Here is a 16,514-nt window from a genome sequence, read left to right as displayed (position 1 = left end):
TTTGATTCCCTGCATTTGGCTTAAGATCACCAGCATCGCCAAATACACACACTGTTTTGCTTCAGGCAAACACCGATAAGGGCCCTACGAGTGGCAAAAACTTTTCTGCGCAGCGGCAATCTGGATTCGGTACTGGCACTGGGTGAAAACGGCCAGCCGGTCTGGGCCTCCGCCCTGCAAATCCGTGAAACACTGCGTTTGCGCCGTCAGACGGCGCTGGCAAACTGCCTCGCCATTCCCCAGGCCAACGAGCGTGGTGACCGCCTCGACTGGTATGCGCCCTTTAACGGCAAAGTGAAATCCTGGCGCGGCGCCAGCGACCACGAACGACAAAAAGCGCTGGAATTACTGACGCTCAATCAGCAGGATTTACTGGCTGCAAGTTTACGCGCGCGTGACGCGGAGAATCCGGCAATGCGCCTGTTTGGCGCCTTACTGAGCAAGACGCTGCAGTTCCCGGATCAGCAGTACGTTTATCTGGTCGATGGCAAACCCGTCATCACCTTCTGGGGCTTTGTCGATCCACAGGCGCGCTCACGCGATGACGCACTGGGCTGCCTGCGCGACAGCCTGGAAGAGGATTTACCGCCGTTGCTGCCTGAACCACCGGCCGCTGTTATCGTGGCACCGGTTATCGCGCCTTTGATTGAAGTGCCTGCCGTTGCTGCTGCACCCGTGGTGGAAGAGCCCGTCGAGATCGCCCAGCCTGAACCTCAACCTGAAGCGCCACAGCCGGTGCCTGCACCTGAACCGAAAGTCGAGCAGCCCCCTGTCCGTCGCCCTTCCGCACTGCGTCCACTGATGCTGCTGCTCCCGGTCGCTGCCGTGGCGGCAGCGGGTGTGGCGTTCTGGCTGCACAGCTCACCGCCTGAAGCCGCACCGCAAGCCCAGGTTACCGATGCACCCGCACCCGTTTTCACGCCACCGCCGGTGGTCGCGAAAGCTGAAAAACTGGCCGCGACGCTGCCGCAAAAAACGGCCACCGTCAGCGCCGCGCCGTTGCCTGCCGCGCCACCTGCCCCGCCAGAAGTGATTGCTGAACATACGGAACCGGCTAAGGCTGATGACCTGGTCATGACCACCGAAGATGCGCGTATTGGCTCCGTGAAGTTTATCAACGGTACCTGGCGCGTCATATTACGACAAACTAACCTGCCAACCGGTAAGCCACCGAGCCTGCGTTACCAGCTGCGTAACGGTAAAGGCATCGCCACCATTACGCAGGGCGATAACATCCGCTGTAAAGCCGATGTGACTGCCGCGATGACGGTAGACGGCACCATGGTGGTTCGCAGCCGCTATACTGCGACCTGCAGCGACAAATCGCGCTACCGCATGCCGGAACTGGTGTGTAATGCCGGTGATGGTATTGCCAGTTGCACTGCGCAGTACGGCGCAGATCAGGTCTTCCCGTTGACGATTAAGCGTGAGAGTAAGTAAACATGTTGGCTCCCCTCATCGATGACAAACAAAAAATCACGCTGATTGAAGATAGCGGTGTGCAGTTTCTCGATTTTGGCTTACGTCTGCCTGCCTTGCAGGCGCGCCGCCAGTTCGTTCGTCAAACCGCTAACGGACCGCTGCTGCGGCTGAACGTGGACGGCAACAGCGGCAAATTTTTGCTCTATCCCGAAGATGGCGGTGCAGCAGAAGTGGTGCGTCCCGAGTCGGACATTGCACTGGCAGATTCCTTAACGCTGCTGGCACACCAGTGGCTGCCGCTGCCGGTGCTGCGCTGCACCAGCGGTCGCCGTTTTATCGGCGGCCCGGATAACTGGGCGCGCCTTCACCTGGCACCGCTGGCACAGCCTGATGCCGCAGGTAACACCCATCGCATTACGCTGGCGTTTGATACCCGCATCGTGCCGGAACAGGACGGCGGCGAACAGCACGGTCTGAGCAAAGCCGATGCGCAAAACGGCGTGAGTTTCGCCCTTGCCTGGCACAACTATGAACTGGGTGAGTTTCTGGACCACACCTGGGTGGATGGCTGGCTGCGTGAAACCTTTACGCAGCAGGTTAACGCGCTGGAGTCTCGCCGCGAGCAGGAGCTGAATCAGGCGCTGCGTGAGTTTGAGTATCAGGCTCACTATCTCAACCTGCTGGAACTGCTGGGTGAGCAGTTGGATCTGGCCGAGATCTACATTCAGGCCACTTCGCTGCAAACCCCGGCGGTGAACGTGGATATCATCCTTGACGTCGGTAACTCGCACACCTGCGGCATTTTGGTAGAAGACCACGCCGAAGAGAGCAACGGTCTGCGCCAGACTTACGAACTGCAACTGCGCGACCTCTCTGAACCGCATCAGGTCTACAACGAGCTGTTTGACAGCCGTCTCGAATTCGCAGAAACCCGCTTTGGTAAAGCGAATTTCTCGCTGGAAAGTGGCCGCGAAAACGCCTTTATGTGGCCATCGCTGACGCGCGTTGGTCGCGAAGCCAGCCGCCTTGCGCTGCTGCGCGCAGGCACAGAAGGCAGTACCGGTCTCTCCAGCCCGCGCCGTTATCTGTGGGATGAAGCACGTTATCAGCCAGGCTGGCGCTTCAACGCCCATGGCAGCAGTGACGAGCCACAGGCAACCGCGCTGCCTTTCACCCTGCTGCTGAACGATGAAGGCCAGCCGTTGCACGCGCTTGCTGAGGACGATCGCCTGCCGGTGTTCTCTGCCAGCTACAGCCGCAGTTCGCTGATGACTTTTATGCTGTGTGAGCTACTGGCCCAGGCGATGATGCAGATGAACAGCGTGGCACAGCGCCAGCGTATGCCGCAGAGCCAGGCCCCGCGCCAGTTGCGCCATGTGATCCTCACGCTGCCGTCAGCGATGCCAAAACCAGAACGGGAAATTTTCCGTCGCCGCATGCAGGAAGCCATCGCGTTGGTGTGGAAAGCTGAAGGCTGGCATCCCGCAGAAGACGATTTCAGCACACAGAGCCAGGCGAAAAGCCTGCGCCCGGTGCCGGATGTCCAGATGGAGTGGGATGAAGCCACCTGCGGACAGATGGTGTGGCTGTTCAACGAAACCCAGGTGAACTTTGCCGGGCGTGCTGAAGATTTCTTCAGCAGCATGGCACGTCCGGATCGTCCGCGTGAAGCCGACGAAGTGCCGGGCAAAAGCCTGCGCATTGCTTCCATCGACATCGGCGGCGGCACCACCGATCTGGCGATCACTCAATATCGTCTTGATGACGGCCAGGGCAACAACGTCAAGATCACCCCGCGCCTGCTGTTCCGTGAAGGTTTTAAAGTCGCGGGCGACGATATTCTGCTGGATGTGATTCAACTGTGGATTCTGCCTGCGCTGCAACAAAGTCTGCAAAAAGCAGGCCTGACGCTGGCCGAACCGCTGATGAACAAACTGTTCGGTCACGACAGCCGCATGGATGGGCAAGCCACGCTGCGTCAGCAAGTCACCCTGCAGCTGTTTATCCCGCTGGCGCAGGCAGTACTGGAGCGTTATGAAAACTGGGACCCGCTCGACAGCCACAGCGAAATCAATGCGCTGTTCGGTGAGCTGGTACCGCAAAAGCCTGCCAGCAGCGTGCTGGCGTTTGTAAACGGTGAAATCCAGCGCTCGCTGGGCGGCGACAACCGCTTCGATCTGCTTGATGTGCCTTTGGTGGTGAGCATGGCGCAGTTGCACGGTGAATTCCTGCAGCATCGTATGGCGATCATCCCGGCCTTGCGCGCCATGTGCGAAGTGGTGTCGCTTTATCAGTGCGATGTGTTGCTGTTGACCGGCCGTCCTTCGCGCTTCCCGGGCATTCAGGCGTTGGTGCGTCACCTGCAACCGCTGCCGGGCAGCCGTATTTTGTCACTGGAAGGCTATCACACCAGCGACTGGTATCCGTTCAACAAACAAGGCCGCATTGATAACCCGAAATCCACTGCTGCCGTGGGCGCGATGCTGTGTCTGCTGGCGCTCGATCTGCGTCTCAGCAGCTTCTGGTTCCGTGCGGGTGATTTCGAACCTTACTCCACAATCCGTTATCTGGGTGTGCTGGATGAGAACGCCACGCTGAGCGATGACAACCTGTGTTACAGCGAGATTGACCTCGATAAAGGTGATTTCGCGCTGGATCGGAAAAGCAGCTTCCGCATTCGCGGTAACGTCTGCCTCGGATTCCGTCAGCTGGATAATGACCGCTGGCCAGCTTCACCCCTTTACAGTCTGAGCATCACCGACCCACATCTGGCGCGTAAAGTCGCCGGCGAAAGCATCTTGCGTATTAAGCTGGCGGTGCAGCCGGGGCCAGAAAACTTCGGCCCGGAGCGTCTGGTACTGAGCGATGCCCGTATGGATGACGGCACCCGTGTGCCACTGGAGCAACTGAGTCTGAAACTGAACACGCTGTCTGCGACCGGCAATGCCAACGCGCAGTATTGGATTGACAGCGGGAGCGTCTGCAAACGATGAGAACTGCCAAAAGAGCCACCTCTGTAACGCCCGCCAAACGTCTGAGCCTGATGCAGGAGACGCTGGATGGCGCACTGAACTGGATTGAAAACCACCACGCGCAGGCACCGCGTCTGGCGCTGGAAGCGGATACGCTGCGGCTGCAACTTCGCCGCGCGCGCGTGGAGAGTCACGCCCTGGCGCGTCAACTGGCGCGTCCGGTGACGCTGGCGCTGTTTGGCCAGTCGCAGGCGGGCAAAGCCTGGCTGTTAAGTGAGATGGTGGGCGATGCGCAGGGCCAGCTGATGGCGCGTCTGGGCGATCGCGTGGTGAACTATTTCCAGAACATCAATCCCGGCAATCTCGATTTTGCTATTGCCACCCGCTTCAGCCACCAGCGTGAAACCCAGTCCAGCGCCTGGCCGCTGGAAATGACGCTGCTCAATGACGTAGAGCTGATTCGTCTGGTGCTGGCCTGTGCCAAAACCGAAGCGCAGCCGGATAGCGCGGTGATCGATGCCGCGCTGCAGCGCTTGCAGCGCCATCGCCAGGACGAGCTGCAGCCAGGCCTCGACAGCGATGCGTTGATCACACTGTGGGCGTGGAGCCGCCGCCAGCATCGTCACGCCGAGGTAATGGATCGCCACTTCTGGCCGCAGGCGGTGGAACTCGCCCCGTGGTTAAACGTCGATGATCGCATTCAGCTTTTTGCGCTACTGTGGCCAAACCAGGTGGCGCTCAACGAACAGCTGCGCAATCTGATGCATCTGCGTCACCAGTTGCGCCAGGCACCGCGCCTGCTCGCCCCCCTCAGCCTGCTGACCGATGACGCCTCGCTGCCGGCGGAGAAACTGATTAGCCACGATGCCGACTGGCAGGAAATGATTGAAGTCTGTCCGATCGTCGCCAATCGTGTCGGCAAACCGCAGCAAGTGCCGCTGGGCTTACTGGCGCTGCTGACGCTGGAAATCACCCTTCCATTGAGTTCGACACCGCGTCAGGCGCTGTATGATGAAGCCGATATGCTGGAACTGCCTGCGCCCGGCCAGCCTGCTGATTCGGGCCAGCAAGAGGATTTAGCGCAACTGCGCAAGCGCGATGCTTTGCGCGCTACGCTGCTGGAGCAGAAACGCGCGCTGCTGCCGGGTCTGTATGCCGCACGTCAGGGCATCGATCTGATGTTAATTTGTACTGCCGCCAGCCAGCGTCAGGATACCGAGCTTGCCGCTAACGCGCTGCGTGAATGGCATATCCACCAAACTGTGGCCGCCAGCGGGGAAAAACCCCGCCTGATTTGGGCGATTACCCCGCACGATGCGCGTTACCAGCAGCATCAGATTAATGTGGATGAAGCCGTACAGCGTCAGATCGGGCAACCAGGACAGAGCTGGGGTTCCATGCTGGCACTCGATCGTGCCGGTGTCGATCGCATGGGCAGCTGGTTGCAGGACGAAATGCAGCCAGAAGCACGTCGTGATCGTCTGGCCCAGCAATTAAGCACCTTGCAGCAAAAGCTGGTGGAGCGTTTGCAACCGTGGACCGAATCCACTGCCACGCCAGAACAGGCAGCACGCAAGCAGGCGATTTCCGATACCTTGCTGAAGTGTTTGCAACATCGCACTGGCCTGCACGGCGAACTGCTGGAACGCTTGCAGCCTTCACGCGAAGCGGTGCGTCAGCTGTGGCTGAGCCAGAGCAGCGGCAATGTCGTGCAGCACAGCGCAAAAACCGCTGCGGCTGAGCAGAGCTATTTTGGTATTGGCTTTGAGTTTGACCTGTTTAAAGATGAACCGGTGGCCCCTGCGGAACCGCGTAACGGCAGCGGCCAGCGCGATCAGCAATTCCCGCAGCAGGTGTTTGCGCTGTGGCTCGAGCATCTGCGTCAGCTGCCGGAAAGCCGGAGTTTGCTGACGCTGCTGAACGTGGATAAACCGACCATGGAATTGCTGGTGGAAGAGCTGATTACCGCCAGCTTCCGCCTGAAAGTATTAAACAAGCTGCAAAGCGCGCTTAACGAACCGGATGCTCAGGCCAGCGCGCATGAAGCGCGGACCGATCGCCAGGTTTCCCGTGCGATGACGGTGCTGGGGGATTTTGTGGCCTGGTTGGGCTTCCTGCAGCGCCCGGAGAGTGAACGGCCTGAGAGTCGCGTTAATCGCGGACAAACCATCTTCGCACGTCCGCCTGCGCCAAGCGTGAGCTTCTCACCAGGCCAGCGTTTAACGCGTTTGTCAGCCGCACCCGCTAATCATACCGCGTATTATATTTATGACTGGCTGGTGGGATTAAATTCGGTGATCGTGGAAAACAACGGCTATACCGGCGGCAGCGATCTGCCCGCCAATGCCCGTCAGATGCTGGCGATTCTACTGCTGCCACTGCACGCGTAATCAGTCATGAATCAGGCGCAGCTCGCCTCGCAGCTGCTGCGCCGCTTCTTCCATCAGCGCCAGCACCGGTGCAAACTCCGCCTCGCTCGCCTGTGCAATATGATGCAAATGCAGTTCAGCCGGCAGCGCAATCCCGCCCGTCAGCCAATCCCACAGTGCATCCAGATTACAGCCAAACTCTCCGCTGCAGCCGCTTTGGGCCACAAACTCGCGGTAGAACGCCTGCCGGCTGGCCAATTGCTGGAAATCAAAAGAGAGCGTCAACATGGTTAGTTCACCTGTTTGAAGCTGCGATAGTGATCGGTAGTCAGAAAGATCAGTCCATCTGAAGAGTAAAGCAGACGATCGGCGTCGCGGTGGCCGCAATCGTAATTCACATCGGCCTCATACCATTGCCGCCCCGCTTGCATTGGCAGGCGTTGCTCACGATTGCTAAAACGATCGCCACCAATGGCTCGACCCGGCAACACCGTGCACAAGTCGCCTTTGCTGGGGTTCCAGCCCTGACGGCGTGCTTCACTTTTGGTGAGATAAAGATCCGGCAGCTGATGATTTTGCTGTAACCACTGCGCCACGGTGTGGGCTTCGGTGAGTTTGGCAATATCTGTGCCGTGTGCGGCGGTTTTACCGGTTAAATGCGGCTTAAGCCCGGCCCAGGTGGCGGCCAGCGCGAGAATGAGCCCAATCCAGAGTTTTATTGACATAGTGACATCCCGAAGTGCAGGACGCCGATAATAGCAGGATTATCGTGAAGAAGAACGCGGGCCAGCATGGCTGGCCCTGGCGGAGGTGTTACTGCATCGCACTCGCTGATGGCACGGCATGTCGACGCCATGCGCCAGGCGCCACGCCATACTGACGTTTGAAGCTGCGATTGAACGACTGCTGCGAATCAAACCCCAGTGAAATCGCCACATTAAGGATAGGTTCGTTGGTGGTCGTTAAACGGTCCGCCGATTTTTTCAGTTTCTTATTACGAATATACTCACCCAGCGGGTAGCCGGTGTGCTCTTTGAACATACGCTGCAGGTGCCATTTCGAATAACCGGCGCGCCCTGCTACGGTGTCCAGATCCAGACGTGCTTCAATGTTGTTATCAATCCAGTCGATCAGATCGTGAATAAATGCGTCGCTCATCATCCCATTTTCTCCCGTCGCCTTAACGAACAGTATCAGTATCAGTTGCAATTACACTTTAAGGGTGAATGACTATGACATTTAATGCAAGTTTTATTATTGCATTAAATGCCGCACTCGCCGTAGGGGCTTTCCCCCCTCTGAAACGAATTGATCAAAACAGCACATAAAGTGTATCAGATATTCTTGCAGATGCAGTTTGCAGCAGCCTACACTCATCGCGTTTTAATGCAATCTTAAAAGTTGCAGATTTTTCGTACATGTCCTTTCTTTTTTCACACCAACGCGGAATAACAACAATGCATCTGCAAACATATGGGGTTCGTCGGGCAGTAAGCCTGTCAGGAGTGATGTTGCTGGGAAGCCTGCTGGCCGCTTGTGATCGGGGTGTGGCGCAAAACGCCCCGCCACCGCCGCCCGAAGTGAGTGTCGCGCAGGTGGTCGAACAAAAAGTCAGCCAATGGGATAGCTTCAATGGTCGCTTTGAAGCGGTGCAAAGTGTGCAACTGCGCCCCCGCGTTTCCGGCTATATCGATCAGGTTAACTATCGTGAAGGCGATGACGTGAAAAAGGGTCAGGTGCTGTTTACCATTGATGACCGCACCTATCGCGCGACGTTAGAGCAGGCACAAGCTGAACTCGCCACCGCGCGCAGTCAGGCCTCGCTGGCACGCAGTGAGTCGGCGCGCACCGATAAACTGATTGGCACCAATGTGGTGTCACGCGAAGAGTGGGAGCAGCGTCGATCGGCGGCAAACCAGGCGCAAGCTAATGTGCTTTCCGCGCAGGCTGCCGTTGATATGGCGCAGCTGAATCTCGATTTTACCCGCGTCACTGCCCCGATTGATGGCCGTGCCAGCCGCGCGATGATCACCACCGGTAACCTGGTGACAGCCGGTGACAGTGCCAGCGTGCTGACCACGCTGGTGTCGCAGGATCGTATGTACGTCTATTTCGACGTCGATGAAGCCACCTATCTGCAGTATCAGGCGATGGCACGTCAGGGACAAAATCGCGGTTCGCTGCCGGTGGAAATCGCGCTGACCGGCGAGCAAGGTTATCCGCATCGTGGCACCGTTGACTTCCTCGACAACCAGCTGACCGCCAGCACTGGCACCATTCGCATGCGCGCCACGCTGGATAATCATGAACGTCAGTTCACCCCAGGTCTGTTTGCCCGCGTGCGTTTACCCGGCAGCGCCGCGTTTAACGCGCTGTTGATCGACGATAAAGCGGTGTTGACCGATCAGGATCGTAAATACGTGTATGTGGTCGATGCGCAGGGTAAAGCCGAGCGTCGCGATATTCAGGCTGGCGAGTTGGCTGATGGCCTGCGCATTGTGCAATCCGGTTTGAAGCCGGGTGACAAGGTGATCGTCAATGGCCTGCAGAAAGTCTTCATGCCTGGCATGCCGGTGAAAGCTCAGCCGGTGGCAATGCGCTCCGCTCAATAATAATCGAGACTGCCTGTTATGGATTTCTCCCGCTTTTTTATCGACCGACCGATCTTTGCGGCGGTACTGTCGATTTTGATATTTACCACCGGACTGATCGCCATCCCGCTGCTGCCGATCAGTGAATACCCCAATGTGGTGCCACCCAGCGTGCAGGTGCGCGCGGAATATCCTGGCGCCAACCCCAAAGTGATTGCCGATTCCGTGGCGACGCCACTGGAAGAGGCGATCAACGGGGTCGAAAACATGATGTACATGAAGTCGGTGGCCGGTTCTGATGGCGTGCTGGTCACCACCGTGACCTTCCGTCCGGGTACCGATCCCGATCAGGCGCAGGTTCAGGTTCAGAACCGTGTGGCGCAGGCAGAAGCGCGCTTGCCGGAGGAAGTGCGTCAGTTGGGTTTGACCACGCAGAAAATGTCACCGACGCTGACGCTGGTGGTGCACATGTTCTCGCCGAAGGGCAAGTATGACTCACTCTATCTGCGCAACTACGCCACGCTGAAAGTGAAAGATGAGCTAGCGCGCCTGCCGGGCGTTGGTCAGATTCAGATCTTCGGTGCCGGTGAGTACGCGATGCGTGTATGGCTTGATCCCAACAAGGTGGCGGCGCGTGGTATGACCGCTTCGGATGTGGTCAGCGCCATGCAGGAGCAGAACGTGCAAGTGTCTGCCGGTCAGTTGGGGGCTGAGCCGACCAAAAAGGCCAGTGACTTCCTGTTGTCGATCAACACCCAGGGCCGTCTGGAGAGCGAAGAGCAGTTTGGCAATATTATCCTGAAAACCGCCGATGACGGCTCGCTGGTGCGCCTGCGTGACGTGGCGCGCATTGAGATGGGTTCCGGTAGTTACGCCCTGCGCTCGCAGCTGAATAACAAGGATGCGGTCGGTATCGGTATCTTCCAGGCACCGGGCGCCAACGCCATCGACTTGTCGAATGCTGTGCGTGACAAGATGGCCGAACTGGCCACTCGTTTCCCGGATGATGTGCAGTGGGCGGCACCGTACGATCCAACCGTGTTCGTGCGTGACTCGATCCGTGCCGTGGTGCAAACGCTGTTTGAAGCGATTGTGCTGGTGGTACTGGTGGTGATCCTGTTCCTGCAAACCTGGCGTGCATCGATCATTCCGTTGCTGGCCGTGCCGGTTTCGGTGGTGGGGACGTTCAGCGTGCTTTACCTGCTGGGCTTCTCGCTCAACACCCTCAGTTTGTTCGGGTTGGTGTTGGCGATAGGTATCGTAGTGGATGACGCCATTGTGGTGGTGGAGAACGTCGAACGTAATATCGCGATGGGACTCTCACCGACAGCGGCTGCGCATCAGGCGATGCGCGAAGTGTCGGGGCCTATTATCGCGATTGCGTTAGTGCTGTGTGCGGTATTCGTGCCGATGGCGTTCCTGTCCGGTGTAACCGGTCAGTTCTACAAACAGTTTGCGGTGACGATTGCCATCTCCACGGTGATCTCCGCCATTAACTCACTGACGCTCTCTCCGGCGCTGGCGGCCAAGCTACTGAAGTCGCATGATGCACCGAAAGATATGCCGACGCGTCTGATTGATCGCTTGCTCGGCTGGGTTTTCCGTCCGTTCAACCGCTTCTTCCAGCGCAGCTCGGATGGCTACGAGTCGATGGTCGGCAAAACCCTGCGTCGCCGCGGTGCGGTGTTTGGCGTTTACGTGATACTGCTGGCGGGCGCGGGCTTTATGTTCCACACCGTGCCGGGCGGCTTTATTCCGACGCAGGATAAGCTGTATCTGATTGGCGGCGTAAAAATGCCGGAAGGTTCGTCACTGGCGCGTACCGATGAAGTGATTCGCAAGATGAGCGAAATCGGCATGAACACCGAAGGCGTGGCCTACTCTGTCGCTTTCCCCGGTTTGAATGCCTTACAGTTCACCAATACGCCGAACACCGGAACCGTATTCTTCGGTCTGAAGCCATTTAATGAACGTACCCGTACGGCTGCGGAGATTAACGCTGAAATCAACGCGAAAATCTCCAAAATCCAGCAAGGTTTTGGTTTCTCGATTATGCCACCGCCGATTCTGGGGCTGGGTCAGGGTTCGGGTTACTCGCTGTATGTGCAGGATCGTGCGGGCTTAGGTTACGGTGCGTTGCAAACCGCCATTAACACCCTTTCCGGTGCGGTGATGCAGACGCCGGGCATGATGTTCCCGATCTCCTCGTATCAAGCCAACGTGCCACAACTGGATGTGCAGGTTGATCGTGATAAAGCCAAAGCGCAAGGCGTGTCGTTGACTGACCTGTTCAGTACCTTGCAGGTGTATCTCGGCTCCTCTTACGTCAACGACTTCAATAAGTTCGGTCGTACCTGGCGTGTGATGGCGCAGGCAGATGGTGATTTCCGCAATAGCGTGCAGGATATCGCTAATTTGCGCACCCGCAACGATCGCGGTGAGATGGTGCCAATCGGCAGTATGGTCAACATCACCACCACTTACGGTCCCGATCCGGTGATTCGCTATAACGGCTATCCAGCAGCCGATTTGATTGGTGATGCCGATCCGCGCGTGCTCTCTTCAGCGCAGGCAATGGAAAAACTGGAAGCGATGTCGAGCCAGGTACTGCCAAATGGCATGAATATTGAGTGGACCGACCTGAGCTACCAGCAGGCGACGCAAGGCAATACCGCGTTTATCGTGTTCCCGGTTGCGGTGCTGCTGGCGTTCCTGGTGCTGGCAGCACTGTATGAGAGCTGGACGCTGCCGCTGGCGGTGATCCTGATTGTGCCCGTCACCATGCTGTCCGCTTTGGTGGGTGTGTGGCTGACAGGTGGCGATAACAATGTGTTCGTCCAGGTTGGTTTAGTGGTACTGATGGGGCTGGCGTGTAAGAACGCGATTTTGATTGTCGAGTTCGCCCGCGAGCTGGAGATGCAGGGCAAAGGGATTGTCGAATCAGCCCTCGAAGCCTGCCGCCTGCGTCTGCGCCCCATCGTGATGACTTCCATCGCCTTCATCGCCGGTACCATTCCGCTGATTTTGGGCGAAGGTGCTGGTGCGGAAGTGCGTGGTGTCACCGGGATTACGGTGTTCTCCGGGATGCTGGGCGTGACGCTGTTCGGTCTGTTCCTGACACCGGTGTTCTATGTGACGTTGCGTAAGCTGGTCACGCGTAAACAGCCGGATGCGGAAGTGCAGACAGTGTAGTTTTATCGTGGTTAAAAACCAATGGGGCCTTGAGCTCTAAGGGTTATCAGTTAACGTCCTGTTCAGGTAAGGCCGCTATTTTGTTAAAGATGGCGGCCTTTTCTTTTGCGCGATTAAGTGCGGGCCCCACCACCTCTGCTGCTGCCGGGCCGTCCTCGCGCCGCTTCGCGGTGCCCTCGGCTGCAACATTGTGCCGGCCGTAACGTTCGGGTACGGCCGTCCTGGCCTACCCGAACTGCCTGTCGAATCCCTGCGCCTGACTCCTGGCACAACGTCTCCGCCTCAGCGCTGCGAATAGCCCTTGCAGCATCAGAGGCGCTGTGGCCTCAAACACTGTGCCCTTTGTGGCAGTAAAAGCGCTGTCGCCTGAACCATCTCGCCCTTTGTAGCAGTAAAAACGCTATCGCCTGAGTCATCGTGCCCTTTCCAGCAGCGTAAACGGAAGTTAGCAAGCAGACTGGTGTCGTTCTGGGGATGGCATTTCGCTGCGCTGAACGGAATGAGGAAGCCAGGAGAGCCAGCATGGATGCTGGCGAAAGGTGCAGCCGGGACAGGGAAAGTCACGTCTGCACCGGTCCGTCAGGCGGACGAGTGAAGTGAAGGTACCGCGTCAGCGGCGCGAGGACAGCCAGCCCCAGAGCGACACCAGTCTGCGTTATCACCTATACCGCCAGCCCCAGAGCGGTACCAGACTGCGTTATCACTTTACCGCCAGCCCCAGAGCGGCACCAGACTGCGTTATCACCTGAACACCAGCCTCTGAGCGGCGCCAGACTAAATTATCATCACTACCACCAGCCCCTGAGGAGCGCCAGACTGCGTCATCACCCCATGCTTAACTGAACAGCATCGGGCCACTGATCCCAGATTTTTACCTGTGTAATGGAAACAAAAAAGGCCGTCATAAAATGACGACCTGAAGGATAGTGCATAGGTTGAGATGCGCCCTAAGGCGCACCAAGTAAATCAGCGGGCTTTTTTGCAGAGTTCCGCGATCTCAAGCTCGGGTAACTCTTCGCAACTGCTGGTGTCGTGTTTCTTCAGCTCAGCCAGTGCATCCGCCACCGTGCGGGTTTCCAGCACTTTTAGGGAAGCCTCTTCGGCTTCTTCGGCAATCGACTTGAAATACCAGCACAAGTTGGCACTGACAAGACAGCGCGGTGCAACATCAGGGCGTGATGCCCAGAGTTTTTTATCTTCGATGACCGAGGTATAAATATCGCGCAGCGTTATCTCCGCGGCTGGACGGCCGAGATGAATCGAACCGGTACGTCCAAGCGTAGAGACGATGATGCCATCGCGTGTTAACGGAACCATCAGTTTCCGAATGAAACTGGGGTTCGCTTCAAGACCATAAGCCAAAATAGCACTGGTCGAGCGTTTGCCCAGTTGCTCCGCCATCGCTACGCTCAAAACCATCTGCAAAGCTGTCGGGAAGCGGTAATCTAGCATTTCTGTATCCTGATTTGCGGTCTACTTATTGTTTTCATACCGCGACAGTGAGTAATCAATGAGCAATAAATATAACAAACACTGTTGCTTTTTAGAAGCCAGCGACTGTGATCAAGGCACGTATTCATCATTTGATCAGGCAGAAGCGCACAGGCTGCTTAGTTTATCGCCCCCTTTTACGTTTTCGGCTTCAGTGCAGGCAATTTTTGCTTCAGCACCCCCACCAACAACACGTTGATTAACGCCAGCAGGCACAGCAACCCTAGTGTGGCATTTGCGCCGAATTGCTGAAAAACATATCCCCCTACCAATGGCGTTAACGCTTGGCCAATCAGTGCCGGGCGCGCCATGCGCCCAACCACAATGGCATAAGCCTCTGGTTTGACCATTACTAGCGGTAAAGTTCCGCGCACAATGGCACGCAGGCCATTTCCGGCACCATAGAGCACCATGCTGACCAGTGCGAATTTAGGATAAAGGGTCAACAACAGCAGCCCTATCGCCACTAATCCTACCGAGAAAAATGTCGTCCAGATCGGATGTCCGCGTTTGAACGCGATATCCACAATACGTGACCCCACCTGACAAGGACCCAGAATCGCACTGATGGCCAAGGCGGCGGTTAATGAGTGACCACTGGCCTGTAACAGACTGATCAACTGCACCGAAATAGCAGTCATGATCACCGAAGCGAGGGTAAAAATGCTGCATAACAACCAAAACAGCGCGGGTGCCAAATCACCACTGGCGTTACGCTGCTTTGCTGCCGTTTTCACGATGGGCTTAATTGGCGCAGGCAGGGCATACCAGTAGGCAGGCAGCACGGTGAGGCATAACAGCGCGGCAATGGCGAAACAGGCGCCACGCCAGTCAAGCCAGTGAATCAGCAGCGCAGTGCCCGGCCACACCAGCGTGGTGCAAAAGCCGGAGATTAAGGTAATGCCGGTGATCGCACCGCGAGCCTGTCCACCGTACAGCGTTCCAAGAGTGGCAAACAGGGCGTCGTATAAACCCATCGCCATTCCAATGCCGATAATCAGCCAGGCAAAGAGAAACAGCAGTAAATGGTGGCTCAATCCCATGATGACCAGACCCAATGCCATCATCGCGCCACTCGACGCCAGTAGCACGCGACCATAGCTTCCAGCAATCAAGCGGCCACTCCAGGGCGCTAACAGGCCAGAAACCAAAATGCCCAGGGACAACGCGCCATACACCCACTGCTGAGACCAGTCGGTTTCCGCGATAATCGGATTCGCCATCACGGCCATGAGATAAAAGGATCCGCCCCATGAGAGGATTTGGACCCCGCCCAATGTCACAATGGCAGGAACCGCAGGTTTAGGGTGATGCTCCACGACACGTTTCCATTAGCAGGCAAAGCATTGTTATAACATGTTCATCCTGCTGGAAAAATGCTTGTGTGCCCTGCTTCGCGAAATCACGTTTACAGAGTGGAAGATTGGCACCAAATACGATAAGTTAAATGGTATGTTGTAACTACGGAGCGTAACATGTCTCGCTATGATTTAGTGGCTGATTTGCACGAGTGCGTCAACGCATTGGAACAAGGTTTAACGACTCTGCGCCAGCAGGTCGAACAACAGCCGTTGCTGATTGCGCGCGCATTCAGCTTGCCCGAAATCGAGAAAGGCCACGAAAATGATGAGATTGAGCGTATCGCCGTCACTCAACATCTCGGGCAAAAAGCACGTGACATGGCGCTGGCTCACTACTGTCGTCTGTTTATGCAGCACCAGTCAGAAAAACTCAGCACCAAGGCTGCAGTGCGTTTGCCTGGCGCCATCTGTATTGAAGCGGATGAAGCCGTCAGCGAGCACATCAGTCAGCAGGTGGCCGATATCAACGCGCTTAAACTGCGCCTTGAGCACCTGATTACCGTGGAATCAGGCCTGCCGAGTGAGGCACGCTTTGAGTTTGTTCACCAGCATTTGCGCGGTTTAATCACTCTGAACGCCTACCGTAGCGTGACCTTGCTGCACGCGCCGGATAGCCTGCGTTTTGGCTGGGCCAACAAGAACATCATTAAAAACCTGACGCGTGAAGCCGTGGTCGAGCAACTGGAACGCAGCCTGAAGGCAAACCGTGCGCAAGCGCCATGGACGCGCGAACAGTGGGCAGAGAAAGTCCAGCAGGAGCTGGACATGATCCTGTCACTGCCCGCCGATGCCAAACTGAAAATCAAACGTCCCGTGAAGGTTCAGCCCATTGCCCGCGTGTGGCGCGCCAGTAATAAGAAACAGGTGCAACTCGCCTGCCCTTCACCGCTGCTGGTGCTGTGCCGGGATAAGACGCAGGTGCCAATTTTGGGGGAATTGCTGGATTACGATGCTGATAACGTCACGCATCGTCATAAGCCGCTGGCGCAGCCGCTGCATCTGGTGATCCCACGGTTACATTTGTGGAGCGACAAGCTTTAACGAAGAAGCGGCCCTTAGGCCGCCTCTGTAATAACCCATTATCGCTGAATTGAGCCGTATCAACCCTCAGTTAAC

The 16,514-nt window shown here is 57.0% G+C and carries 11 protein-coding genes; 6 read left to right on the top strand and 5 right to left on the bottom strand.

What is annotated here, in order from left to right; translation table 11 throughout:
* Positions 1–90 precede the first annotated feature (90 nt).
* Genes VH86_RS04250 through VH86_RS04240 form a run of 3 tightly spaced genes read left to right on the top strand, consistent with a single transcriptional unit; the run spans position 91 to position 6,784 of the window.
* Complete coding sequence (locus tag VH86_RS04250; RefSeq protein WP_045832016.1) at positions 91–1,440, top strand: SrfA family protein; 1,350 nt, start codon at positions 91–93, stop codon at positions 1,438–1,440.
* Positions 1,441–1,442: 2 nt separating this feature from the next.
* Positions 1,443–4,415, top strand: a complete 2,973-nt coding sequence (locus VH86_RS04245; RefSeq protein WP_045832015.1) for a virulence factor SrfB — start codon at positions 1,443–1,445, stop codon at positions 4,413–4,415.
* Positions 4,412–6,784 (top strand): virulence factor SrfC family protein, encoded by a 2,373-nt coding sequence (locus VH86_RS04240; protein ID WP_045832014.1) that lies wholly within the window; start codon positions 4,412–4,414, stop codon positions 6,782–6,784. Before VH86_RS04245 ends, VH86_RS04240 begins: the two co-directional genes overlap by 4 nt.
* Here VH86_RS04240 and VH86_RS04235 read toward each other — a convergent pair whose 3' ends face one another.
* From VH86_RS04235 to VH86_RS04225, 3 genes are all read right to left on the bottom strand, one after another.
* On the bottom strand, positions 6,785–7,051 hold the full coding sequence (locus tag VH86_RS04235; protein ID WP_038647177.1) for a barstar family protein: 267 nt from the start codon (positions 7,049–7,051) through the stop codon (positions 6,785–6,787).
* Positions 7,052–7,053: 2 nt separating this feature from the next.
* On the bottom strand, positions 7,054–7,488 hold the full coding sequence (locus VH86_RS04230; protein ID WP_045832013.1) for a ribonuclease domain-containing protein: 435 nt from the start codon (positions 7,486–7,488) through the stop codon (positions 7,054–7,056).
* Between the two features lie 88 nt (positions 7,489–7,576).
* On the bottom strand, positions 7,577–7,924 hold the full coding sequence (locus VH86_RS04225) for a helix-turn-helix domain-containing protein (RefSeq protein ID WP_038647181.1): 348 nt from the start codon (positions 7,922–7,924) through the stop codon (positions 7,577–7,579).
* 296 nt (positions 7,925–8,220) lie between these two features.
* Between VH86_RS04225 and VH86_RS04220 the strand changes: the two genes are divergently transcribed.
* Together VH86_RS04220 and oqxB are read left to right on the top strand one after the other, a co-directional pair.
* Positions 8,221–9,375 carry an efflux RND transporter periplasmic adaptor subunit gene (locus VH86_RS04220; protein WP_038647183.1) on the top strand — a complete coding sequence of 385 codons (1,155 nt, stop codon included), beginning with the start codon at positions 8,221–8,223 and terminating at the stop codon, positions 9,373–9,375.
* An 18-nt stretch (positions 9,376–9,393) separates the two neighbouring features.
* A complete protein-coding gene (gene oqxB, locus VH86_RS04215) occupies positions 9,394–12,546 on the top strand; it encodes a multidrug efflux RND transporter permease subunit OqxB (RefSeq protein ID WP_045832012.1) in 3,153 nt (1,050 codons plus the stop codon).
* Between the two features lie 966 nt (positions 12,547–13,512).
* Here oqxB and VH86_RS04210 read toward each other — a convergent pair.
* Positions 13,513–13,998 (bottom strand): Rrf2 family transcriptional regulator, encoded by a 486-nt coding sequence (locus VH86_RS04210; protein ID WP_045814359.1) that lies wholly within the window; start codon positions 13,996–13,998, stop codon positions 13,513–13,515.
* A 176-nt stretch (positions 13,999–14,174) separates the two neighbouring features.
* On the bottom strand, positions 14,175–15,356 hold the full coding sequence (locus VH86_RS04205) for an MFS transporter (protein WP_045832011.1): 1,182 nt from the start codon (positions 15,354–15,356) through the stop codon (positions 14,175–14,177).
* A 156-nt stretch (positions 15,357–15,512) separates the two neighbouring features.
* Here VH86_RS04205 and tus point away from each other — a divergent pair, with 156 nt between their 5' ends.
* On the top strand, positions 15,513–16,439 hold the full coding sequence (tus, locus tag VH86_RS04200; RefSeq protein WP_045832010.1) for a DNA replication terminus site-binding protein: 927 nt from the start codon (positions 15,513–15,515) through the stop codon (positions 16,437–16,439).
* Positions 16,440–16,514: the final 75 nt, after the last annotated feature.

It is taken from the genome of Pantoea sp. BL1 (assembly GCF_000963985.1).
Classification (GTDB): Bacteria; Pseudomonadota; Gammaproteobacteria; order Enterobacterales; family Enterobacteriaceae; genus Pantoea; species Pantoea rwandensis_B.
Note: the sequence above shows the minus strand (reverse complement) of the source record. Positions and strands in the feature narration are given on the sequence as shown.